Origin of the sequence: Streptomyces tuirus, from assembly GCF_014701095.1 — a bacterium.
GTDB classification, from domain to species: domain Bacteria; phylum Actinomycetota; class Actinomycetes; order Streptomycetales; family Streptomycetaceae; genus Streptomyces; species Streptomyces tuirus.
Genome location: NZ_AP023439.1, coordinates 5224579 through 5248684 on the forward strand (window position 1 = coordinate 5224579; position 24106 = coordinate 5248684).

Consider the following 24106-nt stretch of genomic DNA (forward strand, 5'->3'; position numbering starts at 1 on the left):
CAATAGGTCTGGACCACCATGCCCCGGGATCGGTTCAGATCCCCAACTCCTGAGCCAGTACCGCCGCTTGCACCCGGCTGCGCAGCTCCAGTTTCCCCAGCAACCGGCTGACATGGGTCTTCACGGTCGCCTCGGCCATGTCCAGCCGCTCCGCGATGCCCGCGTTGGACAGGCCCTCGCCCACGCAGGCCAGCACTTCCCGCTCGCGCCGGGTGAGCCGGTCCAGCACGGCCGGATCGGCCGCCGGCTCACGGGCCGGCTTCGCGGCGAACTCCGCGATCAGCCGCCGCGTGACCGCCGGGGCGATCAGCCCCTCCCCGCGCCCGACCGTCCGCACCGCCTCCAGCAGCTCCCGCGCCTCGGTGTTCTTCAGCAGGAAGCCCGACGCACCCGCCCGCAGCGCCCCGAAGACGTACTCGTCGAGGTCGAAGGTGGTCAGCACCAGCACGTCGGCGAGCCGCTCCGCCACGACCTGCCGGGTCGCCGACACCCCGTCCAGACGCGGCATCTGAACGTCCATCAGCACCAGGTCCGGCCGCAGCTCCCGGGCCAGCGCCACCGCCCGCTCACCGTCCGCCGCCTCGCCGACCACCTCGATGTCGGGAGCGCTGCCCAGGATGAGCACCAGGCCGGCGCGGACGGCGGACTGGTCCTCGGCGACCAGGACCCGGACGGGCGAGCTCATGCGGTGTCTCCTTCGACGGTGTCGTGCACGGGGAGGGTGGCGCGTACGGCCCAGATCTTGCCGTCGGGCGAGTCCTCGGGGCCCGCCTCGAAGGTGCCGTCGAGCAGCGCGGCACGCTCCCGCATGCCGACGAGACCGGCGCCCGAGCCGGGGGCGCCCGGCCCGTCCCGGTCGCCGTAGGGACTGGTGATCCGGACGGTCAGCACGCCGTCGCGGCGGCCGAGGGACACGGCGACGCGGCCGGGGCCGGCGTGCTTGAGGGCGTTCGTCAGGGACTCCTGGACGATGCGGTAGGCGGCGAGCTCGACCGGCGCCGGAACCTTGCCCTGTCCGGCTTCGAGGGTCACGTCCAGACCGTTGGTGCGCGCGTTGCCGACCAGCGCGCCCAGTCCGTCCAGGGTGGGCGCGGCGACGGGCTCGGTGTCGCCGCTGTCGTCCCGGAGGATCCCGATCAGCCGCCGCATCTCCGCGAGCCCCGCCACGCTGTTCTCACGGATGACCACCAGCGCCTCCTGCGAGGTCTTCGGATCCTCCAGGGAGAGGGCGGCGGTGGAGTGGATGGCGATCGCGGACAGGTGGTTGGCGACCATGTCGTGCAGCTCGCGCGCCATCCGGGCGCGTTCTGCGGTGACGGCCTGGGTGCGGTCCATCTCGGCGAGCAGCGCGGTCTGCTCGGCGCGCAGCCGGGCCGCCACGGCGGCGTCACGGTGATTGCGGACGATCAGTCCGGTGGCGGCCGGCCCGAATGCCACGATGCCGGTGACCACACCGATCAGCAGCGCCTCGGGCTCACGCCAGACCGCGAACGGCACCACGGTCCCGGCGACCGCCAGCAGGCCGGTGATCCGGGGGATGCGGTGGGCCGACGCGGGCGGGCCGTACAGGACGGCCGCGTACATCAGGTCCGTGTACATCAGGATCGTGACCAGGTTGCCCTGGGTGAAGACGTCCAGGACGATCGCGGCGGTGCCGACCAGCAGGGCGGTGCGCGGAGACGACCGGCGCAGCAGCTCGCAGCCGGCCATGACGAACAGCGGCAGCAGCACCGGCCAGCGGCCCGGCAGCAGCACGTACGCCTCGGTGGCTGGACGGGTGGCCAGACCGAGCGCCCACAGCAGCAGCCCGCCGAGCAGACTGCCCAGGGCGATGTACACGTCGAAACGGCGTGGGCGGGGGAGTCGTACGGCCATGCCACCATCCAACACGGCCGCCGCCCGCGCCGCGTGATCCCCGCGTAGGGTCCCCGACTGCATCTTTCGATGTACCGCGGGTTCGTCAGTGGCGACGACGATCCGGGCCGCGCCGACCGGGAGCCTGGAAGGGTGACCGAGAGGAGCGAACCGTGATCGTCGCCTTGATCGCCGCCTGCGAGATCGGCTTCTGGGTGCTGCTGGCCGCCGGACTGGCCACCCGCTATCTGCTGAGGATGCCGCGCACCGGCCTGGCGCTGCTGCTGTGCGAGCCGCTGCTGGAGGTCGTCCTGCTGGTCGCCACCGCGCTGGACCTGAAGAACGGCGCCGACCCGAACTGGACGCACGGCCTGGCCGCGCTGTACATCGGCTACACCGTCGGGCACGGCCACCGCACCGTGAAGTGGCTCGACGGCCACGCGGCCCACCGGCTCGGCGGCGCCCCGCCCCCGCCCAAGCCCCCGCGCTACGGCATGGCCCGGGCACGCCACGAGGGCAAGGTGTGGCTGGGCACGCTGACCGGCGCCGTCGTCGCGACCGTGCTGCTCCAGCTGGCCATCTGGTACGTCGACGACCCGGGCCGCGTCACCTCCCTGGAGAGCTGGCGCTGGGTGGCCTGGCGCACCGCCGGGATCCACGGCCTGATCGCGCTGAGCTATGCGATCTGGCCGCGGAGGGCTCCCGCCGGGGAGACCGCGGAAACCGAGGAGGCTGGGGAGACCGGGGTGACGGTGGAGAAGGAGAGGGCGCGGGGTTAAGGGCTCAGCGCTCCCCGCCCGGCACCCACAGCACGTCTCCGACCTCCTTGTTCGCCGTCCTCGCGAGGATGAACAGGAGGTCGGACAGGCGGTTGAGATACGTCGCCGTCAGGGGGTTCATCACCTCGGCGTGGACCTCCAGCGCCGCCCACGTCGAGCGTTCGGCCCGGCGTACGACCGTGCAGGCCTGGTGGAGCAGGGCCGCGCCGGGGGTGCCGCCGGGCAGGATGAAGGAGCGGAGCTTCTCCAGCCGCTCGTTGAAGCGGTCGCAGTCCGCCTCCAGCTTGTCGATGTAGAACTGCTCCACCCGCAGGGGCGGGAACTCCGGGTTCTCCACCACCGGCGTCGACAGGTCCGCCCCCACGTCGAAGAGATCGTTCTGGACGCGGGTGAGGACCGTGACGATCTCCTCGTCCAGGCCGCCCAGCGCGATGGCCGTGCCGATCGCCGCGTTCGCCTCGTTGGCGTCGGCGTACGCGGAGATCCGCAGGTCGGTCTTGGCGACCCGGCTCATGTCGCCGAGGGCGGTGGTGCCCTGGTCGCCGGTCCTGGTGTAGATGCGCGTCAGATTGACCATGTGGCCAGCGTAGTTACGCTCAGGCGGTTCGGAACACGCGTGTGCCCACTGTCACCGACAGCGCCGTGAGACCGACGGCCACCAGTGCGCCGTCGAGCAGGGGGGGGCGGCGTACTCGCCGGCAGCAGGGCCGGCCGGCTGACCGGGGCCGCGCGAGCGGCGCGCCGAGACCGAGGCCGTCTCGCCCCGTACGGGCCTCATCGATGCTCGTCGTTCTCGACGACATCGAGGAGTTGTTGAGCGAGAAGGTGCTCAACTACGCCGTACGAGGCGCCCCGTGACCCCTCCTGGTGTGATGTCCGTCATGTGAGACGTGACGCGCATTACTTACTGGTCACACAGCCCCTCACGACCGCTAGTGTCCGGCCGAGAAGCAGACATAAGCAGCGCGTCAGGGGAGTCGCACAGTGGCACGGAAGCTCGCCGTCATCGGAGCCGGCCTCATGGGATCCGGCATCGCCCAGGTCTCCGCACAGGCGGGCTGGGAGGTGGTCCTGCGGGACGTCACCGACGAGGCACTGACGCGGGGCACCGACGGCATCAAGGCGTCGTACGACAAGTTCGTCGCCAAGGGCAAGCTGGAGGCGCACGACGCCGACGCCGCCCTGGCCCGCATCACCGCGACCACCGACCTGGACGCCGTCGCCGACGCTGACGTCGTCGTCGAGGCCGTCTTCGAGAAGCTCGAGATCAAGCACGAGATCTTCCGTGCGCTCGACAAGATCGTGAAGGACGAGGCCGTCCTCGCCTCCAACACCTCCGCCATCCCGATCACCAAGATCGCGGCGGCGACGGAACGCCCGGAGCGGGTCGTCGGCACGCACTTCTTCTCGCCGGTGCCGATGATGCAGCTGTGCGAACTCGTCCGCGGCTACAAGACCAGCGACGAAACCCTCGCCACGGCCCGCGAGTTCGCCGAGTCGGTCGGCAAGACCTGCATCGTCGTCAACCGCGACGTCGCCGGCTTCGTGACGACCCGGCTCATCTGCGCCCTGGTCGTCGAAGCCGCGAAGCTGCAGGAGTCGGGCGTCGCGAGCGCCGAGGACATCGACCTCGCCTGCAAGCTGGGCTTCGGTCACGCCATGGGCCCGCTGGCGACGGCGGACCTGACGGGCGTCGACATCCTGCTGCACGCCACGAACAACATCTACACCGAGTCCCAGGACGAGAAGTTCGCCGCCCCCGAGTCGATGCGCCGGATGGTTGACGCCGGTGACATCGGACGCAAGAGCGGGCAGGGCTTCTACAAGCACTGAAACCGCACATGCCCCGGTCCCATCACACGCCAGGGTGAATTCGGTATCGGTTCGCTTACAAGAAGCAACCTCTGACACCTCCACACAGTCAGAGGTTGCATCACCCACATCAGAACGCGGAGCACGATTCGCACGCACGGGGAGCGCATATGTACATCAGGGGCGACCACGCCGAGCTGGTCGTCGGGGGCCGCCTCGACGTCCGGAGCGCGGCGGACGCCCGTACGGTCCTGCACTCGGCCGTCGACGACGGAGTCGGAGACCTGGTGCTGGACCTGTCCGAACTGGACTCCTGGGACGCCACCGGACTGGGCGTGATCATGGGGGCCCACCGGCGGGCCGGCCGCTGCGGCCGGCGCCTGGTGCTGCGCGGAGTACCACCGCAGATGCAGCGCCTGCTGGTGGCCACCCGCCTGCACCGGATCCTGGCGATCGAGGGCGGCATCGGGGTGGAGACCCTTCCCCGCGTGTGACGCCTCCCGCGGGTGTGAGCCGGGCGACCGGGGAGACCCGGACGCACGTCGTCGAATCGTGCGACGCGCACAATCCTCACGAGACCGTGACGTTACGGACGGCGCGGTACCCCGGACTGTCGTAGATACTGTGCGAAGGTTTAGGGTTCGGCTGCCCGCTGCCATGACACCCTTCGAGCGGGACCGGACCAGAAGCGACAGCGCGGTGTGCAGCAAGGCCGGGAGGGGCTTTTCCGAGCACGCACACGCTTTTGGGGGGCTTGACCTATGGATCCTGACAACCAGGGACCCGAGGAGTACGGCCACGACGGTGACGGCCATGCGCCGCGCCAGCGCCCTCCCAGGGAATCCCTCACACCCGACTTCGCGCAGCACGCGCCGGCGCTCGCCCGCACGGTGCAGCTCGTCTCCGGCGACTTCCTGCTGACCGTCAACCCCGTCGACGGCAGCGAGATCGAAGCCTGCCCGCCCACCGAACGGCCCGCCCGGCCCGTCAAGCTCACCGCGGCCGAACGCGCCGAGGTCGAGCGGGCGGCCCGCCCGCCCGTTCCGCCCGGCCCCGCGCTGCCGGCCCTGCCGCTGCTGGCCCGCCAGGACGAGCGCGAGCGCCTGGTGCGCCTGCTCGCCCGCGGCCGCTCCACCCGCCTCACCGGCGCGCCCGGCTCCGGCCGCACCCGCCTCCTCGACCTCGTCGCCGAGGACTGCTCCGACCTCGCCCCCGACGGCGTCGTCCGCCTCAACGGCTTCGGACGCACCTCCGACGACCTGCTGTACGACCTGTTCCACGCGGTGTACAGCGCCCCGCTGTACCGCCCGGCCCGCGACGAGCTGCTCACCCACGTGCGGGAGATCGGCGCGGTCGTCGTCCTCGACGACCTGGAGTTCGGCGGCGCCGCGCTCGACGAGCTGCTGGAGGCCACCCCCGAGTGCGCCTTCCTGCTCGGCGCCACCCCGGACGTGCCGGCCCCCTCCGCCGGAGCCGGTGTCGAGGAGGTCCTCCTCGGCGGACTGGAACGCGCGGCCGGCCTCGACCTGCTGGAGCACGCCGTCGGCCGGACCCTCACCGAGGACGAGTCCAACTGGGCGGGCGACCTCTGGTTCGAGTCCGAGGGCCTGCCGCTGCGCTTCGTCCAGGCCGGCGCCCTGCTCCGGCAGCGCGACCGGCTGCGCGCCGGCACCGGCGCCGTCGACGAGTTCGGCGTCTTCGAGGACGCGCCCCCGGCCGACCCCGCGGGGGCCTACGACCTCGGCGACGACGTGCCGTTGCCCGCGCTCGGCGAGGCCGCCGCGCCCGCGCCGCTGCTCGCCTCCCGGCTGAGCGCCTCCGCCCGCGCCACCCTGCGGTTCGCCGTCGCCCTCGGCGGCGAGGTCCCGCACCAGGCGCATCTGCCCGCCCTGGTCGGCGACACCCACGCGGACGCCGCGCTCGGCGAACTGGCCGCCTGCGGCCTGGTCTCCCCGGTCGGCTCCCGCTACCGCCTCGCGGCCGGCGTACCGGCCCAGCTGGAGGCCGCCGGGTACGCCGACGAGGCCGAGGCCGGCGCCCGGAGCGCCGCACAGCACTACTCCTGGTGGGCCGGGCACCCCTCGGTCACCCCCGAGCGGGTGTGCGCCGAGGCCGACGCGGTCCTCGCCGCCCTGGCCCTCCTCGGACCCGCCACCCGGCCGGCCGCCGAGGGCGAGGAGAGCGCGGCCGTGCACCTGGCCCGCACCGCCGCCCCCGCGTTCGCCGCCGGACTGCACTGGAACGCCTGGGAGCGGGCCCTGCGCTCCGGCGCCGAGGCCGCCCGGCTCGCCGGGGACGTCGGTGAAGAGGCCTACTTCCACCACGAGCTCGGTGTCCTCGCCCTGTGCGGGGGCCGGCTCGACCGGGCCCGTGCCGAACTGGAGGCCTCCATCGGCCTGCGCGGCGCCCTCGCCGACAAGCGCGGCACCGTCGCCGGCCGCCGTGCCCTCGCCCTGGTCGCCGACCGCTCGGGCACACCCATCGGGCTCGGGCCGACCGCGGGGGAGGAGGTGCCCGACACCCGTGACGAGGAGTCGGCGTCCCCGCCCGGCGGTGTTCCGGCGGCCTTCCCGACGCTCCAGAAGCCGCCCTCCCCGACGCTGGTCACCCACCGCAGCTCGCCCGCGCCCTCACGCAAGGCCGGCGGCCTCAAGGGCCTCGCCCGGCGCAACCTCGTGGCCGCCGGCGCCGGCGCCCTGCTCGTGGCCGTCCTGGGCACGGTGGTGACGCTCGGCGCCACCTCCGACAACGACGCGAACCCGCCGTCCGACCAGGTCGGCGTCAACCCCTCCGCCAGCCAGGGCATCGACGGCGGCAGCCTCGGCGCCGACCCGGCGGCGAACGACGGCGACGGCGACAACGGCGAGCCGGCCCCCCGCCCGACGGACCCGGGCCCCGACGGCACGCTCGGCACGTCGGACGACCCGACGCCGACGGACTCGCCCAGCGGTTCGCGGGAACCGAGCGATGCGGCGTCGCCGTCGAAGCCGTCGTCGACCTCGAAGCCGCCGACGACGTCAAAGCCGCCCACTTCGAAGCCGCCGACGTCGAAGCCGCCGACCTCCAAGCCGCCGACGTCCGTGCCGCCGACCTCGCAGCCGCCCACCTCCGTGCCGCCGACCTCGGAGCCGCCCACGACCAGCCCGTCCACCTCCGACTCGGCCAGCGGCCCGGCGCCCAGCGCTCCCACGAGCACCTCGGCGAGCGCGCCGCAGAGCAGCACCGGTACGCCGAGCAGCCCGGAGATGGTGATCTGACACCCGTACACACGACAGGGCCGGGTCCGTTCCGCGGACCCGGCCCTGTTCGTCGTCGCAGGGGTGGTCAGAACAGCCGCAGCTTGTCGTCCTCGATGCCCCGCAGCGCGTCGTAGTCGAGGACCTGGCAGCCGATGCCGCGGTCGGTCGCGAGGACGCGGGCCTGGGGCTTGATCTCCTGGGCCGCGAAGACGCCGCGCACCGGGGCGAGATGGGGGTCGCGGTTCAGCAGCTCCAGATAGCGCGTGAGCTGCTCCACGCCGTCGATCTCACCGCGCCGCTTGATCTCCACCGCGACGGTCCTGCCGTCGGCGTCCCGGCAGAGGATGTCGACCGGCCCGATGGCCGTCGGGTACTCGCGGCGGATCAGCGTGTAGCCGTCGCCGAGTGTCTCAATACGGTCGGCGAGCAGCTCCTGGAGGTGCGCTTCCACGCCGTCCTTGATCAGGCCGGGATCGACGCCCAGTTCGTGCGACGAGTCGTGGAGGACTTCCTCCATCGTGATGATGAGCTTCTCGCCCGCCTTGTTGACGACGGTCCAGACGCCCTCCTCCTCGCCGGTGCCCTCCTTCAACGTGCAGGGCGGCGACATCCAGTTCAGAGGCTTGTAGGCCCGGTCGTCGGCGTGGATCGAGACGCTGCCGTCCGCCTTCACCAGGATCAGGCGCGGGGCCGAGGGAAGGTGGGCGGTGAGCCGCCCGGCGTAGTCCACGGAGCAGCGGGCAATGACGAGACGCATGGTCGGCAACGCTACTCGACGGGCACCTGTCCACGCGATTCGCCCTGGAAAACACGTGTTCAGTAATGGCCGATTGTGTGCACGAAGTGGTCAGCGGGAGTGTCTCATCTGCGCATTTTCCTGGTGCGGTCACCGTACGGTGCTTACCGTAGGAACGGGAGGTCGCGGTGCGTGTACGCAGCGTGTCCGGTATCGCGAACTCCCTTATCTGTCAGGCAACCCCTGCTCGTCGGGGGTGCGAGAGGAGAACTCATGTCGCTCGACGTCTCACCGGCCCTACTCGAACAGGCCGAGCGAGGCGAGGTCGACGAAGCGGAATTCGTCGACTGCGTCCGGACCTCCCTGCCCTACGCGTGGGAGATGATCAGCTCACTGGTGGCCCAGCTGAAGGTGGACGGCGGCGCGTTCGCCGACAACCAGACGCCCCCGCCGGACGAGCAGGCACGCGGTCAGCTGCTGCGTGCGCTTGCGAGTGACGCGATACGCGGCGCGCTGCAACGGCACTTCGGTGTGCGCCTGGCCTTCCAGAACTGCCACCGGGTGGCCGTGTTCCCGCTTGACTCCTCGGTCGACGAGAAGCTGGACCGCTTCACCTCGGTCCGCAGTCAGGTGCTGAACCAGTCACCCGAGTTCCGGGACTGCTGACGCGGCGCCACTGCTTGCCGCTCCGTACGCGGGAGGTGCAGTTCTGTACCGGAGCGGCAAGCCCCCAGGGGTCCACCAAGCCCTCACACGAGTTGGGGGAGCACCTCGGCGCCCAGCCGCCGCACGTTCTCCTCGGTCGCCGCCAGGTCCCCGGAGCCCTCGACGAGCAGCGCGAAGCGGGAGATGCCCGTCCGCTCGCTGGTCGCCGCCAGCCGGTCCGCGCACAGCCGCGCGGTGCCCACCGGGTGCAGCCCGCAGAGCAGTTCGGTGTACGCCAGCGGGTCGCGCATCCGGCGTGTGCGCCCGTCGACCGTGACATGCGCCTCCAGGCCCTGCTTCAGCCAGCCCGGCATCGCCTTCATCAGCGTCTCCGCCGCGTCGACCCGCCGGTCCGCGATCTGGCAGACGCCGGCCGAGACATGGGACGCACCCTGGATCTCCTCCGGAGTCCGGCCGCAGGCCCGCGCGTGCTGCCGCCACAGCGCGACCATCTCGGCCTTCTCCTCGTCCCCCACGTGCATCCCGAGCAGCATCGACAGGCCCCGCTCGGCGGCGAGCCGCACGCTCGACGGTGAGGTGCAGGCCACGACGAGCTCGGGCCCCGCGCCCTCCGTCAGGGCCTCCGACGGGCGCGGCACCACCGGGACTTCGCGGAAGCGGAAGCGCTCCCCGTCGGCTGCCACGGACGACTCGCGCAGCCACCGGACCAGAAGCTCCAGGGACTCCGGGAACCCCTTCTCGTACGCCTCCAGGCCCGCGCCGAACACCTCCAGGTCGACCCAGGGGCCGCCGCGCCCGACGCCGAGCGTGAACCGGCCGCCGCTGGTGTGGTGCAGCAGCGCGGCCTGTTCGCCCAGCGCCACGGGGTGGACGGTGGGCAGCACACTGACCGCCGTGCCGACCCGGATGCTGCGGGTGCGGCCCAGCAGTAAGGCGGCCAGGGTGATGGCGGACGGGCACGTGCCGTACGGCACGAAGTGGTGCTCGGCCAGCCAGACCGTGTCGAGCCCGGCCTCCTCGGCCACCTCGGCCGAGCGGACCGCCCGGTGCAGCGCCTCTCCCTCCCCCTGACCGGGGAACTGGGCCGCCAACACGAAACTTCCAACGCGCATTGCTTTCCTGCTTCCTTGGCTCCGACACGGAGCTCCCCCACAGCGCATAACCGTCTGACACGTGCCGAGGACACGGCCGGGCGGAGTATTTTGCGGATTGTCTGCAGAATGCGGCGTTCCGCCTGGAGTCCGGGGGAGAGCACCCGGGTGAGCCCGTCGCGCCCGCGTGGCCACAGAGGGCGATTGGTGGCGTACGCGTACCCCTGTGCGCTCCGCGTAGGCTGGATGCGGCCCGTGCTTCCTGTATAGCTCCGAGAGGTGTCCCGTGTCCCCGCGTCGCAACCGACCCAAGGGCGCCGCTTCGTCCGGCTCGAGTGCAGAGGGCGAGCGCCCCGGCCGTTACGGGGGCTGGCAGTCCTCGCAGAACTGGCAGGGCGAGAACTGGAGCGTGCGGCACGTGGCCGGCGCGAGCGCGCAGGGCAAGTCGTACCGCTGCCCCGGCTGCGACCAGCTGATCCCGGACGGGGTGCCGCACGTGGTGGCCTGGGCCGAGCACACGGGCGTCGACGACCGCAGACACTGGCACAAGGCCTGCTGGAACGCGCGGGACCGCCGCACCCCGGGGGTGCAGCGGTCCCGTAACGCGCCGAGGTTCTGAGCGGACTCAGACGTCCCGCTTCTCCTGCAGCGCGAAGGCGCCGGCGAACGCGACGGCCGTGACGCCGAGGATGATCCACAGCGGGTCCCAGCCGGTCGGGCCGGACTGGCCTGCCGTGTTGAGGGAGTTGGCGTAGAAGACGCTCAGCTGGCTCGGGATCGAGTACTCGAACAGGGCGTCGCGCACGCCCTGCAGCGACTCCGAGAACATGAACAGCGCGATCACCAGCGGGGCCAGCACGGTGCCGATCATGATGGTGATGGCGCCGGCCGAGTGCCGGATGATCGAGCCGATGAGGAGCGAGACCAGGCCGAGCAGCGCGATGTAGAGCGAGATGCCGACCGTGCTCTTCAGCCACTCGCCGCCCGAGGGTTCCTTGGCGCCGTTGCCGTCCAGCATGGCCACGTGCAGGAACGCGACGAGGGAGGCCGACACCAGCGTCACCACGAACGCGACCAGGAAGAACACGATGGCCTTCGCCGCCAGCACGCGTCCGCGGCTCGGGCACGCGACCATCGTGGTGCGGATCATGCCCGTCCCGTACTCCGAGGCCGTGGTCAGCACGCCGAGCGTGATGATGCACATGCTGCCGAGCAGCAGTCCGAAGAAGCCGAGGGACAGCGCGTTCTCGCCGGACAGGTCCGAGGAGGAGCTCGACACCACGATGCCGGTGAGCAGACCGATGCCGACGACGAGCAGGACGAACACGCCGAGCGTCCACATCGTGGAGCGCACCGACCTGATCTTCGTCCACTCGGAGGCGATGGCGTTGCCGAGGTGCGTGCGCACGACCGGGATCGGCGAGGTGTAGCCGGGGCCGCCGGAGTGCGGGGCGGAACCGGGAGCCGCCTGCCAGGCGGGGGCGGCCTGCGGCATCTGGGGCTGGGGGCTGCTCATCGGGCGTCCTCGGGCTTGGTCAGGTCGGAGGTCGGGGCGGCGGCGGGCGCCGGCGGGACGGGCTGCGAGGGGGCGGGGGCGGCCGGCTGCGCGGCGGGGGCCTGCGGCGCGGGGGAGGCGGGCGCGGGGGCGGCCTGGCCCGCGGAGGGCTGCGGCGCGGGCTGTGCGGCGCCCTGGGGCGCCTGAGGCGCCGGCTGGGCGTACGGATTGGGCGTTCCCGCGCCGGGGCCGCCAGGGGCGGTCGGAGCGGCGCCGTGAGCCCCTGGAGCGCCGTAGGGGCCCGCCGGAGCCTGGCCCGGTGCGCCGCCGGGTGCGCCCTGCGGCGGCGCCGGGAACGGCTGCCCGCCCTGCTGGGGCGGCGGCGGGGCGTACCAGCCCGGCTGGCCCTGCCCGGGCACCGGCATCGGCGGCTGCACGCCGGGCGGCAGCGGCTGCTGGAGCCCTTCCTTCTGGTCGATCGTCGAGCGGTAGTCGACGGCGCCCTGCGTCATCCGCATGTACGCCTCCTCCAGGGAGGCCTGGTGCGGCGACAGCTCCCACAGCCGGACGCCGTGGTCGTGCGCGATGTCGCTGATGCGCGGCAGCGGCAGCCCCGTCACGCGGAGCCCGCCGTCCTGCTCGGGCAGCACGTGCCCGCCCGACTCGGTGAGCGCGGCCGACAGCTTCTCGCGCTGCTGCGGCTCGGTGTCGGGCGTGCGCACGCGCGCGAAGTCGGCGGAGTTCGCCGAGATGAAGTCGGTGACGCTCATGTCGGAGAGCAGCTGACCGCGCCCGATGACGATGAGGTGGTCGGCGGTCAGCGCCATCTCGCTCATCAGATGGGAGGAGACGAAGACCGTACGGCCCTCCGCCGCCAGCGCCTTCATCAGGTTGCGGACCCAGAGGATGCCCTCGGGGTCGAGGCCGTTGACCGGCTCGTCGAACAGCAGCACCTGCGGGTCGCCGAGCAGCGCCGCGGCGATGCCGAGCCGCTGCCCCATGCCGAGGGAGAAGCCCTTGGACCGCTTCTTGGCCACGTCCTGCAGACCGACGACCCCGAGCACCTCGTCCACCCGCCGGGCCGGGATGCCCGACAGCTGGGCCAGGGACAGCAGGTGGTTGCGGGCCGAGCGGCCGCCGTGCACCGCCTTGGCGTCCAGCAGGGCGCCGACCTGGCGGGCGGCGTTGGGCAGCCTGCGGTACGGATAGCCGCCGATCGTCACCTGCCCGGCCGTCGGATTGTCCAGGCCGAGGATCATCCGCATCGTCGTCGACTTGCCCGAGCCGTTCGGCCCGAGGAAGCCGGTGACGGCTCCGGGCCGCACCTGGAAGGAAAGGTTGTACACAGCGGTCTTGTCGCCGTAGCGCTTCGTCAGGCCGACTGCTTCGATCATGCTCCGCACCCATCGCAAGGTTCAGGACAGCGGGGCACACGCCCCCGTAAGGGTTAGGAGGATATCGAGGCGCTGACGGTTCCGCCCAAGAGGAGGTAAAGGTCAGCCGCCCCGACACCTAGGCGTCGCGCTTCTTCAGCAGCACATAGCCGCCGATCAGCGCCGCCAGCACCCACAGCCCCATGATCCCCAGGCCGCCCCACGGGCCGTACGGGGTGTCGTCGTCGATGGGCGGGACCACCTGCATGATCTTGCTGCCGGCCTGGTCGGGAAGGAACCGGCCGACCTTCTTCGTCGCGTCGACGTTGCCCAGGATGTTGGAGATCAGGAAGAAGAACGGCATCAGGATGCCCAGCGACAGCATCGGCGAGCGCAGCATCGCCGCCACACCCATGGAGAACATCGCGATCAGCGCCATGTAGAGGCCCCCGCCGAGCACGGCCCGCAGCACCCCCGGGTCGCCGATCTCCGCCCGGTGCGAGCCCAGCATCGCCTGCCCCAGGAAGAAGGCGGCGAAGCTGGTGACGAGACCGACCAGCAGGGCCAGCCCACCGGCCACCGCGATCTTGCTGAACAGGAAGGCGCCGCGCTGCGGCACCGCGGCCAGCGAGGTGCGGATCATGCCGGTGCTGTACTCGTTCGACACGACCAGCACACCGAAGACGATCATCGCGAGCTGACCGAGACTCATCCCCGCGAAGCTGATGAACGTCGGATCGAACTCCGCCCGGCCCTGCGCGCTCATCGAGTCGAACTCGTTCTTCGACAGCGCCGAGATCAGCATGCCGAGGGCGACCGTCACGACCACCACCAGCGACAGTGTCCACACCGTGGACGCCACCGACCGGATCTTGGTCCACTCCGACCGTACGACCTGTGTCACCGCCATGCTCAGCCCCTCTTCCAGCCGTCGCCCCACTGCTGCCGCGCGGGCCCGGGGCTCGCCGGACTCGTTCCGCTGTGCGCGTGGTACTCCACCGACTCCGCCGTCAGCTGCATGAACGCCTCCTCCAGCGAGGCCTGTTGCGGGCTCAGCTCGTGCAGCGTGATCCGGTGCTGCGCCGCCAGCTCACCGATGTGCTCGGCCTTGCCGCCGTCCACCTCCAGCACCCCCTCGCCGCTCTCCACGGCCACGATCCCGGCCTGGTGCAGCACATCGAGCAGCCGCTCCCGCTGCGGACTGCGAACCCGGACGTACGAACGTGAGTTGCGGTCGATGAAGTCCGCCATGGAGGTGTCCGCGAGCAGCCGGCCCTGCCCGATGACGACGAGGTGCTCCGCCGTCAGGGCCATCTCGCTCATCAGATGGGAGGAGACGAAGACGGTCCGGCCCTGTGCGGCGAGCGACTTCATCAGGGTGCGGATCCAGTGGATGCCCTCGGGGTCGAGGCCGTTGACCGGCTCGTCGAACATCACGATCCGCGGATCGCCGAGCAGCGCGGCCGCGATGCCGAGCCGCTGCCCCATGCCCATGGAGAAGCCCTTGGTCTTCTTCTTCGCGACCCCCGTCAGCCCGACGGTGTCCAGCACCTCGCGCACCCGGCTGCTCGGGATGCCGTTGCTCTGCGCGAGGCACAGTAGATGGTTGTAGGCGGTGCGCCCGCCGTGCCAGGCCTTGGCCTCCAGCAGGGCGCCGATGTACGTCAGCGGGTCCTTGAGCTGCTGGTAGTGCTTGCCGTCGATACGGACGTCGCCGGCGGTCGGGTGGTCGAGCCCCAGAATCATCCGCATGGTCGTGGACTTGCCCGCGCCGTTGGGCCCGAGGAAGCCGGTGACGATGCCCGGTCTGACGGTGAAGGACAGGTTGTTGACCGCCACCTTCTCGCCGTACCGCTTCGTCAGCCCCTCGAGCTCAATCATGCCGCCACGCTAGAACGTGACAAAGCCCTCTGCCACCCGAGCGGCAGAGGGCTTTGCCGGAGATTCAGACTCCGTGTGCCGGGCTGTTACCGGGACTGCTGCGCCGGGACCCCACGGGAGATCGGCTCGTCCTCGGCCGGCGTACCGGCGGCGGCCACCGCGGCGCCCGTGAGCGTCGCGAGCATCTCGCGGACGTTCGTCAGCTGGGCGTTGATGCTGTCGCGGCGGTTGGTGAGGGCCGCGAGCTCCCGCTCGGATTCCGAACGGATGCGGTCGGCCTTGGCGTTGGCGTCGGCGACGATGTCCTCGGCCTGGCGCTGGGCCGTCTCCACCGTCTGGCGGGCGCGGCGCTCGGCGTCCGTGCGCAGCTTCTCGGCCTCCAGACGCAGCTGCTCCGCGCGGTGCTCGATCTCGGCCAGGCGCTTCTCGGCCTTGGCCTGACGGGAGGCCAGATCGCGCTCGGACTGCTCGCGGCGCTTGGCGAGGTTCGTCTCGAAGTCGGCGGCGGCCTGCGCGGCCTTCGCACGGGTCTCCTCGAAGAGGGCGTCCGCCTCCTCGCGCTTGGACTGCGCGTCCTTCTGCGCCTCGGAACGCAGCTGGGCGGCGTCACTCTTGGCCTTCTCGACGATCCGCAGACCCTCGTCCTCGGCCTTCGCCTTGCGGTCCGCCGAGTACGACTCGGCGTCGTTGCGCACCTGCTGGGCCGCCGACTCGGCGAGCTCGCGGTGCTGCTCGGCCGCGCGCCGGGCCTCCTCGCGCAGGTCCTTCGCCTCTTCCTCGGCGAGGCGGAGGATCTTCTCCACGCGCGCGCCGAGACCCGCGTACGACGGCTCGGCGTCGGTGACCTGGGCCTGGGCGTTCTGCGTCTCGAGGTGGAGCTCTTCGATGCGCTTTTCCAGAGCGGTGATGCGGGCGAGAGCGCTGTCACGGTCGGAGACGAGCTTGGAGATACGTTCGTCCACCTGAGCGCGGTCGTACCCACGCCGCACAAGCTCGAAGCCGTAGGGGGAAGTGTCGCTCATGGGGTTCCTGTCGAATGAGACCGGTGAGGTGATAGGTGGAATCCTAGGGGCCGAAACGGTGTGTCATCGAGCGGATGCGCGTTTGATCTGGAAAATGACACCCCTTTTGAGTGGCTATCCCCGAGATCGCTTGCCAAAGACTTGGCCAAAGGCCCCAGCACACACCGGATTCGCCCCGTTTCGCTAGCTATCCGAAGACTTGCCACCCGAACGGGGTGCGCCGACCGTCGCGCCCGCCTTGACTCCGTTGTCCTTGCCCGCGGCAGGGGCCTCGAAGGACTCCAACGCCTCCAGGACGTCCTGGACACGGGAGATCTCGGCGTTGATGTCCTCGCGGCGACGGACCAGCACCTCCAGTTCGCGCTTGCCCTCCTCGACCGTGCGCTTGGCCTCGCGGATCGCCTCGGCCTTGAGCTCCTCGGCCTCCCGGACCAGCGTGGACTTCTTCTGCTCGGCCTCCTTGAGTAGCCCCTCCGCCTTCTTCACCGCGGCGATACGGACCTTGCCCGCCTCGGAGTTGGCCTCCGAGACGATCTCCTTGGCCTTCGCCTGCGCCTTCGCCAGCTGCTCCTCGGCCGCCTTGACGAGCGCGTCACAGCGGTCGCCCGCCGACTTCATCGCCTCGGCCGACTCCCGGCGGGCCCGCTCGTGCAGCTCCTCGATCTCGGAGGTGATGCGGTCGCGCAGCTCCTCGGCGCGCTCCCTGATCTGCGTGGCGTCCCGGCGCGCACCGACCAGCAGCTCGTCCGCGTCCGTACGGGCCTTCTCCACCGCCGAGTTGCCCTCGACCGTCGCCTCCGACACCAGCCGGTCGGCCTCGGTGCGGGCCGCGCCGACCATCGTGTCGGCCTGCGACTCGGCCTCCGCGGTGGTCTTGTGCGCCTGCTGCTGCGCCTCCGTCAGCAGCTTGTCCGCCTCGGCCGTGGTCTCCGTGATGAGCTTGTCGACCTGCTCGGCCGCCTCGGAGCGCCGCTTGTTGGCGTCCTTGCGGGCCTCGTCCAGCGTGCGGTCGGCCTCCTCGCGCGCACTGGTGACGAGCCGCTCCGCCTCCGCCTCCGCGTCGGACTTCACGCGCGCGGCCTCGGTACGGATGCGCTCCGCGTGCTGCTGCGCCGAACCGACCGTCTCGGCGGCCTCGGCCCGCACCCGCTCGGCCTCCGCGGCCGCCTCGGAGCGGACCCGCTCGGCCTCGGCGACCGTGTCCATGCGCAGCCGGTCGGTCTCCTGGACGGTCTCCGTCGTGAGCCGCTCCGCCTCGTTGCGCGCCTCGGTGATGAGGGTGTCCGCCTGCGTCGCCGCGTCCGACCGGATGCGGTTGGCGTCCTCCCGGGCGTCCGCCCGGGTGCGCGAGGCGGCCTGCTCGGCCTCGGCGATCGCGTCCGACGCCTCCGTGCGCGCCCGCTGGGCGTGCTCGGCGACCTCCGTGCGGATCCGCTCCGCCTCCGAGATCGCCTCGGACATCGTCCGCTCGGCGAGCGCCTTGGCCGCCTCGGTCTCCTCGTGCGCCTCGCGCCGCAGCCGTCCCGCGTCCTCGCTCGCCCGCTCCCGCTCGGCGTAGGCGTCGGAGCGGACCCGGTCCGCCTCCTCCTGGGCCTCCCGGCGCGTACGGTCCGCCGCGTGCTCGGCGGCGCTGCGCAGGCCGGTGATCTCCTCCTGGGCCTGCTCGTGCAGCCCCGCGACGGAGTCCCGCACCTGCTGGGCGTGCTGTTCGGCCGCCGACACCATCTCCGTGGCACGCCGGTCGGCCTCCTCGACCAGCCGTACGGCCTCGGTCTGCGCGTCCTCCACGCGCTTGCGCGCCGAGGCCAGCAGCTCCTCGCTCTGCTCGCGGGCCCGCTCGCGCTCCTGGTCGGCCTCCTGCCGGGCGCTGCCGAGGAGTTCCTCGGCCTCGCGGCGGCGCCGGTTGGCCTCCTCCTGGGCGGCGGCCAGCGTCTCCGAGGCCTCCATGCCGAGCCGCTCGGCGGCGGCCTGCGCCTCGGCGCGCATCCGGTCGGCGCTCTCCTGCGCCTCCGACTTCAGCCGCTCGGCCTCGTTCGCCGCCTCCGAACGCAGCCGTACGGCGACGGCCTCGCCCTCGGCGCGTGAGGCGGACGCGTCCGACGCGGCCTCGTCCCGCAGCCGCTCGGCCTCCGCCTCGGCCTGCTGCTGGAGCGTGCGGATCCGCTCCGCGGCCTCGGCGCGCAGCCGCTCGTTCTCCTCGGCGGCCTCACGGCGGATCCGCGCGGCCTCCTCACGGGCGTCCGACAGCGCCTGCTCGGCGGCCGTCAGCCGCTCCTCGGCCTCCCTCTGGAGCCGCGTCAGCTCCTCGGCGGCCTCCGCCCGACGGGCCTCTATGGCCCGCTCGGTCTCCGCGTGCAGTTCCCGCGCAGCGCGCTCGGCGTCCTCCTTGAGCGCCTCGGCCTGCTCGACGACCTCCTCGCGGTGCCGCTCGGCCTCCTGCCGGGTGCGCTGAAGGGTCTCCTCGGCCTGCCGGCGCAGGGTCGTCGCCCGCTCGATGGCCTCGGTGCGGACCTTCTCGCTGTCCGCCTGAGCCGTCGCGCGCAGCTCGTCCGCGTCCGCCTTGGCCTTGGCGAGCAGCTCCTCGGCGGACTTCGCCGCCTCCTCGATCTGCGCCACGGCCTCCTTGCGGGCCTCGGCGCGGATCTTCTCGCCCTCGTCGACCGCGTCCGCCCGCAGCTGCTCGGCCTCGCCGCGCAGCCGGCGGGCCTCCTCCTGCAGCTCGACCGTCTTGGCGCGGTACTCCTTGGTGTCGTCCTTCGCCGCGCCCTTGAGCTGCTCGGCGATGTCGTGCGCCTCGGCCCGCAGCCGGTCCGCCTCGGCCTCGGCCTCGGAGCGGATCCGCTCGGCCTCCTCGGCCGCGGCCCTGGTGGTCTTCTTGGCGTCCTCCGACGCCTTGTCCAGGACCTCCTCGGCGGTCCTGGCCGCCTTGGACAGCTGGGTCGCGGTCTCCTCGGCGGTGAGCGTGCGGGCCTTCTCGGAGGCCTCCGCGACGATCTTCTCCGCCTCGGCCCTGGCGTCCGCGACGATCTGCTCGGCCTCGGACTTGGTGTTCTCGGCCTCCTTCGTGGCCTCCTCGACCAGCCGGGCGACCTGCTCCTTGGCGGTGCGCGTGCGCGTCTCGTTCGCGGACTCGGCGCTCGACAGGGCCTTGGCGGCGGCCTCCTTGGCCTCCGCGACCAGCTTCTCCGACTCGGACTGCGCCTTGCGCAGCGCCTCCTCGGCCTCGGCCATCCGCTGCTCGGCGGCCCTGCTCAGCTCCTGGGCCTCGCGGCGGGTGGACTCCGACTCCGTGGCGCTGGAGGTGCGCAGCTGCTCGGCGTGGTCGGTGGCCTCCTGGGCCTGTGTGGAGGCGGCGTTGAGCAGGCGCTCGGCGTCCGTGCGGGCGCGGCGCAGGATCTGCTCGGCCTCCGCCCGGGCCTCCTCGGCCGCACTCGTCAGCCGCTGCCTGGCCTCCGTCGCGAGCCGCTCGGCCTCCGCGCGGGCGGTGGACATGGCCTGCTCGGCCTCGGCCCGGGACTCCTCCAGCAGCCGGCGCGCCTGCTGCTCGGTGCGGGCCCGCAGCTGCTCGGCCCACGCCACGTTCTCGTTGACGTGCGACTCGACCGTCTGGCGGCGCTCGGACAGCTCCTGGTCCAGCTGCTGGCGGCGGGTCACCGCCTCCTGGTGCAGCTCGGCCTGGAGCCGGGCCGCCTGCTCGGCGTGCTCCTGGAGGATCCGCTGGGTCTGCGCCCGGGCCTCGCTCAGCTCCCGGTCGGCGTCCGCGCGGATCTGGTCGGCCTGCATCTGCGCATTGCGCAGCAACTGCTCGGCCTGCCAGCCGATGTCGCCCCCCTCGAAGGAGGGCCGGGTCATGATGGTCCGCCGCGCCTCGTGCAGCTTGGCGCGCAGCACCTCGACCTGGTAGCCGAGGTCCTCGGCGTGCTGGATCGCCTTTTCCCGCTCGGTCTTCAGCCGCTTCATCTCGGCTTCGAACCGAGAGAGGTGGTCGACGTCAGCCGCCGGCTCTCGCTCCTGGCTCTCGTAGCCCCGCACTGCGCGGTCCCATCCGTCCCCTGGTCGAAACTCTTACCGAACGAGCTCCGTCCATCCGCCGAACGGGGCCCCCGGGGAATGGTGTCAGATCATCGGCGGAGCAGAGGCTGCTGCCCCGACGCTCGTCCCCCGAAACCCGGACCCCGGTGGTCCTGCCGTAGCACGGCGGGACCGCGGTCACCCTGGACTGAGCGGCGACCGCCCCCAACCCTACCGGCCCCTATGTACGAGGGTCAGTGCTCAGATGACTCAACAGGCGCCGAAGTGACCAGTTCTGTCAGTACGCCATGACAGTCCTTGGGGTGCAGGAAGGTGATCCGTGACCCCATGGAACCGACCCGCGGCTCTTCGTACAGCACGCGTACGCCCTTGCCCTTGATCTCCTCGGCGTCACCGTCGACATCCGCCGTACCGAAAGCGATGTGGTGGACGCCCTCGCCGTTCTTCGCCAGCCACTTCGCGACGGTGGAGTCCTCCCGGGTCGGCTCCAGGAGCTGCAGGTAGGAGGCCCCGCCGTCGGAAGTCTCGTTGATCTTGAGCATGGCCTCGCGCACGCCCTGCTCCTCGTTGACCTCGGAGTGGAACACCTCGAAGCCGTAGGTGGCACGGTAGAACTCGACGGTCTTGTCGAGGTCGAAACAGGCGATTCCGATGTGGTCGATTCGCGTCAGCATGGGTTCAGTGCAGCGCCCCAGAGGTGGTTACGCAACGTGCGCGCGATCACACCGACGGCCCGGTGACGGCACGGAGTGCCACTCAGTACATTCGAAGTAAACCCTCGTTCACTCCTCGGCTGTGCAGGCCGGTAAGGGGATCGCAGCTCATGACTTCTGGAACGTCCGGAACTTCCGGAGCGAACAGCTCGGTGATCGTCGCGGGCGCGCGTACGCCCATGGGACGGTTGCTCGGATCGCTGAAGTCCTTCTCCGGAGCCGACCTCGGCGGCTTCGCGATCAAGGCCGCCCTCGACCGTGCGGGGATCGGCGGCGACCAGGTGCAGTACGTGATCATGGGCCAGGTGCTCCAGGCCGGGGCGGGGCAGATCCCGGCCCGCCAGGCCGCCGTCAAGGCCGGCATCCCGATGAACGTGCCGGCGCTGACCATCAACAAGGTCTGTCTGTCGGGCCTCGACGCCATCGCGCTCGCCGACCAGCTCATCCGCGCGGGTGAGTTCGACGTGGTCGTCGCCGGCGGCCAGGAGTCCATGACCAACGCGCCGCACCTGCTGCCGAAGTCCCGTGAGGGCTTCAAGTACGGCGCCGTCGAGATGCTCGACTCCATGGCGTACGACGGTCTGACCGACTCGTTCGAGGGCGTCGCCATGGGCGCGTCCACGGAGAAGCACAACACCCGCCTGGGCATCGCGCGGCCCGAACAGGACGAGATCGCCGCGCTGTCGCACCAGCGGGCGGCGGCCGCCCAGAAGAACGGCCTGTTCGAGGCCGAGATCACGCCCGTCGAGATCCCGCAGCGCAAGGGCGACCCGGTGCTGTTCAGCAAGGACGAGGGGATCCGCGGTGACACCACCGCGGAGTCGCTCGGGAAGCTGCGTCCGGCCTTCGCCAAGGACGGCACGATCACGGCCGGTTCCGCCTCGCAGATCTCCGACGGTGCCGCCGCCGTCGTCGTGATGAGCAAGGCCAAGGCGCAGGAGCTCGGCCTGGAGTGGATCGCCGAGATCGGGGCGCACGGGAACGTGGCCGGGCCGGACAACTCGCTGCAGTCGCAGCCGTCCAACGCGATCCTGCACGCGCTGAAGAAGGAGGGCCTGGAGGTCTCGGACCTCGACCTCATCGAGATCAACGAGGCGTTCGCCGCCGTGGCCGTGCAGTCGATGAAGGACCTCGGCGTGTCCACCGAAAAGGTGAATGTCAACGGTGGTGCCATTGCCCTGGGTCACCCGATCGGGATGTCCGGTGCGCGGCTCGTGCTGCATCTCGCGCTGGAGCTGAAGCGGCGTGGTGGCGGTGTGGGTGCGGCGGCGCTGTGCGGTGGTGGTGGGCAGGGGGACGCGCTGATCGTGCGCGTGCCCAAGGCCTGAGTCCCGGTACGTCCCTCATCGGTACGTCCCTTATCTGAACGGAGCTGTGATGCAGGACGTCTCCACCCTGGTGGCCCAGGCCAGGGAAGGCCGGCCGCGGGCCGTGGCCCGGCTGATCTCCCTGGTGGAGGGGGCGTCCCCGCAGCTGCGGGAGGTCATGGCGGCGCTGGCGCCGCTGACGGGCGGGGCGTACGTGGTGGGACTGACCGGGTCGCCCGGGGTCGGCAAGTCCACGTCGACCTCGGCGCTGGTCTCCGCGTACCGCAAGCAGGACAAGCGGGTCGGCGTGCTCGCCGTCGACCCGTCGTCCCCGTTCTCGGGCGGTGCGCTGCTCGGGGACCGGGTGCGGATGTCGGAGCACGCGTCGGACCCGGGGGTGTACATCCGGTCGATGGCGACCCGCGGGCATCTGGGCGGGCTGGCGTGGTCGGCTCCGCAGGCGATCCGGGTGCTGGACGCCGCCGGCTGCGACGTGATCCTGGTCGAGACGGTGGGTGTGGGGCAGTCGGAGGTGGAGATCGCCTCGCAGGCGGACACGTCCGTGGTGCTGCTCGCGCCGGGAATGGGGGACGGGATCCAGGCGGCCAAGGCCGGGATCCTGGAGATCGGCGACGTGTACGTCGTGAACAAGGCGGACCGGGACGGGGCGGACGCGACGGCCCGCGAGCTGAACCACATGCTGGGGCTGGGGGAGTCCCGGGGGCCGGGCGACTGGCGTCCGCCGATCGTGAAGACGGTGGCCGCGCGCGGGGAGGGCGTCGACGAGGTCGTCGAGGCGCTGGAGAAGCACCGGGCGTGGATGGAGGAGCGGGGTGTGCTCGCGGAGCGGCGGTTGTCGCGGGCGTCTCGGGAGGTCGAGACGATCGCGGTGACGGCGCTGCGGGAGCGGATCGGGGACCTGCACGGCGACCGGCGCCTCGGGGCGCTGGCGGAGCGGATCATCGCGGGCGAACTGGATCCCTACCGGGCGGCTGACGAGCTGGTGGCCGGGTTGACGGAGGGCTGAGCCGGTGGTGGGGTGCGCGTTCCTTTCGCCCTCGCGTGGGGTGTGGGTCGGGGCCGCGCCGGGGGGTGTCCGTCCTCGGAACGGCGCGATGGGGTTGCGTACCGACTAACTCCCCGTTGACGCGCCAACCGCTGCGGGCGGACACCCCCCGACACGACCCCTTGCGCCGTCCGGCGGCTAGCTGCGGGCATGCGTGCCGCTAAGGGCGGCACGGGTGGGCGCAGCGGCACCCCGTTCCGCCGGGCTGCGAGCCCACCCGGCCTCAGCGCCGATGCCGAGCACCCCGAGACGCCGAGCTGAGGACCCACCCCGCCTCAGCACCGACGCCGAGCCTCCCGAGACGCAGGGTCGGTGCAACCGCTGATCAGTCCTGGTCGTCGTCCTCGTCGTCGTCCTGGTCGTCCGCCGTGACCTTGCCCGAGGCGAGGTCGATCTTCCAGTCCTGCTCGGCGCCGCCGGACTTGCGGGTCTCGGCCTCCCAGGACGTGTTCTTGCCGTCGTCGTCGAGGTCCACGGACGTCACCACGCCCTTGCCGGCGGCGGCCTTCGCCGCCTCCTCGGCCGTCACCGACGAGCCCTTCAGAGCCGCCCGCACCTGCGCCGTGTCGTCCTCGTCGTCGGTGTGCGAGCCGAGGACCTTGCCGCTGGCCGGGTCGACGCTCACGCTGTGCCAGGTGCTGTCGCCCGAGAGGACGTCGACCGTCCAGACGACCTTGTCGCCGTCGTCCTCGTCGTCCAGCTCGGCGGAGACCACCGTGCCCGACGTGTGCTTCAGCGCGGAGGCGATCGCCTCGGACGCCGTCACGTCCGCCGACACCGTCTTCTCGGCGTCGTCGTCCCGGTCGCCGTCGTCGTCCCGGTCGTCGTCGTTCGACGCCTGCGTGGTGGCCGCCTGCCGCGCCGCGCCCTGGTCGCCTCCCGCGGTCGCGAGAGCCGTGGCCGTCCCGCCTCCGATCAGGGCGGCGGCGGTCACAGCGGCGATCACGATGTTGCGCTTCATGCGGATTCCTCCCGAGTCGTTTTGTTTGCGACGTCTTCGACTCTGGCCGACGGAGGCTGAGAGGAACCTGAAGCCCCCT

General features: G+C 71.7%; 21 protein-coding genes and 1 pseudogene. 9 read left to right on the forward strand and 13 right to left on the reverse strand.

Features of this window, described 5'->3' with window-relative positions:
• Positions 1 to 34: 34 nt before the first annotated feature.
• Together IGS69_RS24175 and IGS69_RS24180 are read right to left on the reverse strand one after the other, a co-directional pair.
• Entirely contained in the window at positions 35 to 685 is a 651-nt protein-coding gene (locus IGS69_RS24175) for a response regulator (RefSeq protein ID WP_190902611.1), read from the reverse strand.
• Positions 682 to 1875, reverse strand: coding sequence for a sensor histidine kinase (locus IGS69_RS24180; RefSeq protein ID WP_232543632.1), 1194 nt, complete (start codon positions 1873 to 1875; stop codon positions 682 to 684). Before IGS69_RS24180 ends, IGS69_RS24175 begins: the two co-directional genes overlap by 4 nt.
• Before the next feature lie 152 nt (positions 1876 to 2027).
• Between IGS69_RS24180 and IGS69_RS24185 the strand changes: the two genes are divergently transcribed.
• Complete coding sequence (locus tag IGS69_RS24185; protein ID WP_190902613.1) at positions 2028 to 2633, forward strand: hypothetical protein; 606 nt, start codon at positions 2028 to 2030, stop codon at positions 2631 to 2633.
• Positions 2634 to 2637: 4 nt separating this feature from the next.
• On the opposite strand, the gene IGS69_RS24190 is transcribed toward IGS69_RS24185, so the two are convergent.
• Complete coding sequence (locus IGS69_RS24190; protein ID WP_190902614.1) at positions 2638 to 3210, reverse strand: cob(I)yrinic acid a,c-diamide adenosyltransferase; 573 nt, start codon at positions 3208 to 3210, stop codon at positions 2638 to 2640.
• A gap of 182 nt (positions 3211 to 3392) precedes the next feature.
• Between IGS69_RS24190 and IGS69_RS35240 the strand changes: the two are divergent.
• The 4 genes and pseudogenes from IGS69_RS35240 to IGS69_RS24205 all read left to right on the forward strand — a co-directional run.
• Positions 3393 to 3491: pseudogene (locus IGS69_RS35240) on the forward strand (TetR/AcrR family transcriptional regulator); the annotation flags it as partial.
• A 126-nt stretch (positions 3492 to 3617) separates the two neighbouring features.
• The gene (locus IGS69_RS24195; RefSeq protein ID WP_053670570.1) at positions 3618 to 4466 is read left to right on the forward strand and encodes a 3-hydroxyacyl-CoA dehydrogenase family protein; all 849 of its coding nucleotides are present in this window, start codon (positions 3618 to 3620) and stop codon (positions 4464 to 4466) included.
• Positions 4467 to 4615: 149 nt separating this feature from the next.
• Positions 4616 to 4939, forward strand: a complete 324-nt coding sequence (locus IGS69_RS24200; protein WP_030246483.1) for an STAS domain-containing protein — start codon at positions 4616 to 4618, stop codon at positions 4937 to 4939.
• A 267-nt stretch (positions 4940 to 5206) separates the two neighbouring features.
• Complete coding sequence (locus tag IGS69_RS24205) at positions 5207 to 7702, forward strand: ATP-binding protein (RefSeq protein ID WP_190902615.1); 2496 nt, start codon at positions 5207 to 5209, stop codon at positions 7700 to 7702.
• A 67-nt stretch (positions 7703 to 7769) separates the two neighbouring features.
• On the opposite strand, the gene nucS is transcribed toward IGS69_RS24205, so the two are convergent.
• Entirely contained in the window at positions 7770 to 8441 is a 672-nt protein-coding gene (gene nucS, locus IGS69_RS24210) for an endonuclease NucS (protein WP_053670567.1), read from the reverse strand.
• Between the two features lie 252 nt (positions 8442 to 8693).
• Here nucS and IGS69_RS24215 point away from each other — a divergent pair, with 252 nt between their 5' ends.
• Complete coding sequence (locus IGS69_RS24215; RefSeq protein WP_003993005.1) at positions 8694 to 9086, forward strand: SCO5389 family protein; 393 nt, start codon at positions 8694 to 8696, stop codon at positions 9084 to 9086.
• Between the two features lie 83 nt (positions 9087 to 9169).
• On the opposite strand, the gene IGS69_RS24220 is transcribed toward IGS69_RS24215, so the two are convergent.
• On the reverse strand, positions 9170 to 10198 hold the full coding sequence (locus IGS69_RS24220) for an LLM class flavin-dependent oxidoreductase (RefSeq protein ID WP_190902616.1): 1029 nt from the start codon (positions 10196 to 10198) through the stop codon (positions 9170 to 9172).
• 265 nt (positions 10199 to 10463) lie between these two features.
• Between IGS69_RS24220 and IGS69_RS24225 the strand changes: the two genes are divergently transcribed.
• On the forward strand, positions 10464 to 10796 hold the full coding sequence (locus IGS69_RS24225) for an ATP/GTP-binding protein (protein WP_190902617.1): 333 nt from the start codon (positions 10464 to 10466) through the stop codon (positions 10794 to 10796).
• A gap of 6 nt (positions 10797 to 10802) precedes the next feature.
• On the opposite strand, the gene IGS69_RS24230 is transcribed toward IGS69_RS24225, so the two are convergent.
• From IGS69_RS24230 to mce, 7 genes are all read right to left on the reverse strand, one after another.
• Entirely contained in the window at positions 10803 to 11693 is an 891-nt protein-coding gene (locus IGS69_RS24230; protein ID WP_190902618.1) for an ABC-2 transporter permease, read from the reverse strand.
• Positions 11690 to 13066 carry an ABC transporter ATP-binding protein gene (locus IGS69_RS24235; protein WP_190902619.1) on the reverse strand — a complete coding sequence of 459 codons (1377 nt, stop codon included), beginning with the start codon at positions 13064 to 13066 and terminating at the stop codon, positions 11690 to 11692. Before IGS69_RS24235 ends, IGS69_RS24230 begins: the two co-directional genes overlap by 4 nt.
• A 118-nt stretch (positions 13067 to 13184) precedes the next feature.
• Positions 13185 to 13955, reverse strand: a complete 771-nt coding sequence (locus IGS69_RS24240; RefSeq protein ID WP_190902620.1) for an ABC transporter permease — start codon at positions 13953 to 13955, stop codon at positions 13185 to 13187.
• A 2-nt stretch (positions 13956 to 13957) separates the two neighbouring features.
• Complete coding sequence (locus tag IGS69_RS24245) at positions 13958 to 14926, reverse strand: ABC transporter ATP-binding protein (protein ID WP_190902621.1); 969 nt, start codon at positions 14924 to 14926, stop codon at positions 13958 to 13960.
• An 86-nt stretch (positions 14927 to 15012) separates the two neighbouring features.
• A complete protein-coding gene (locus tag IGS69_RS24250; protein ID WP_190902622.1) occupies positions 15013 to 15948 on the reverse strand; it encodes a coiled-coil domain-containing protein in 936 nt (311 codons plus the stop codon).
• A 183-nt stretch (positions 15949 to 16131) separates the two neighbouring features.
• Positions 16132 to 19980: a polarized growth protein Scy gene (gene scy / locus IGS69_RS24255; RefSeq protein ID WP_190902623.1), complete on the reverse strand. Its 3849-nt coding sequence runs from the start codon at positions 19978 to 19980 to the stop codon at positions 16132 to 16134.
• Between the two features lie 233 nt (positions 19981 to 20213).
• A complete protein-coding gene (mce, locus tag IGS69_RS24260) occupies positions 20214 to 20654 on the reverse strand; it encodes a methylmalonyl-CoA epimerase (protein WP_190902624.1) in 441 nt (146 codons plus the stop codon).
• Positions 20655 to 20803: 149 nt separating this feature from the next.
• Between mce and IGS69_RS24265 the strand changes: the two genes are divergently transcribed.
• Both IGS69_RS24265 and meaB read left to right on the forward strand, forming a co-directional pair.
• The gene (locus tag IGS69_RS24265; protein WP_190902625.1) at positions 20804 to 22021 is read left to right on the forward strand and encodes an acetyl-CoA C-acetyltransferase; all 1218 of its coding nucleotides are present in this window, start codon (positions 20804 to 20806) and stop codon (positions 22019 to 22021) included.
• Positions 22022 to 22070: 49 nt separating this feature from the next.
• Positions 22071 to 23027, forward strand: coding sequence for a methylmalonyl Co-A mutase-associated GTPase MeaB (gene meaB, locus IGS69_RS24270; protein WP_030854298.1), 957 nt, complete (start codon positions 22071 to 22073; stop codon positions 23025 to 23027).
• Between the two features lie 364 nt (positions 23028 to 23391).
• Here the strand turns inward: meaB and IGS69_RS24275 are convergent, their stop codons facing one another.
• Positions 23392 to 24027 carry a PepSY domain-containing protein gene (locus IGS69_RS24275; RefSeq protein ID WP_190902626.1) on the reverse strand — a complete coding sequence of 212 codons (636 nt, stop codon included), beginning with the start codon at positions 24025 to 24027 and terminating at the stop codon, positions 23392 to 23394.
• Positions 24028 to 24106 lie beyond the last annotated feature (79 nt).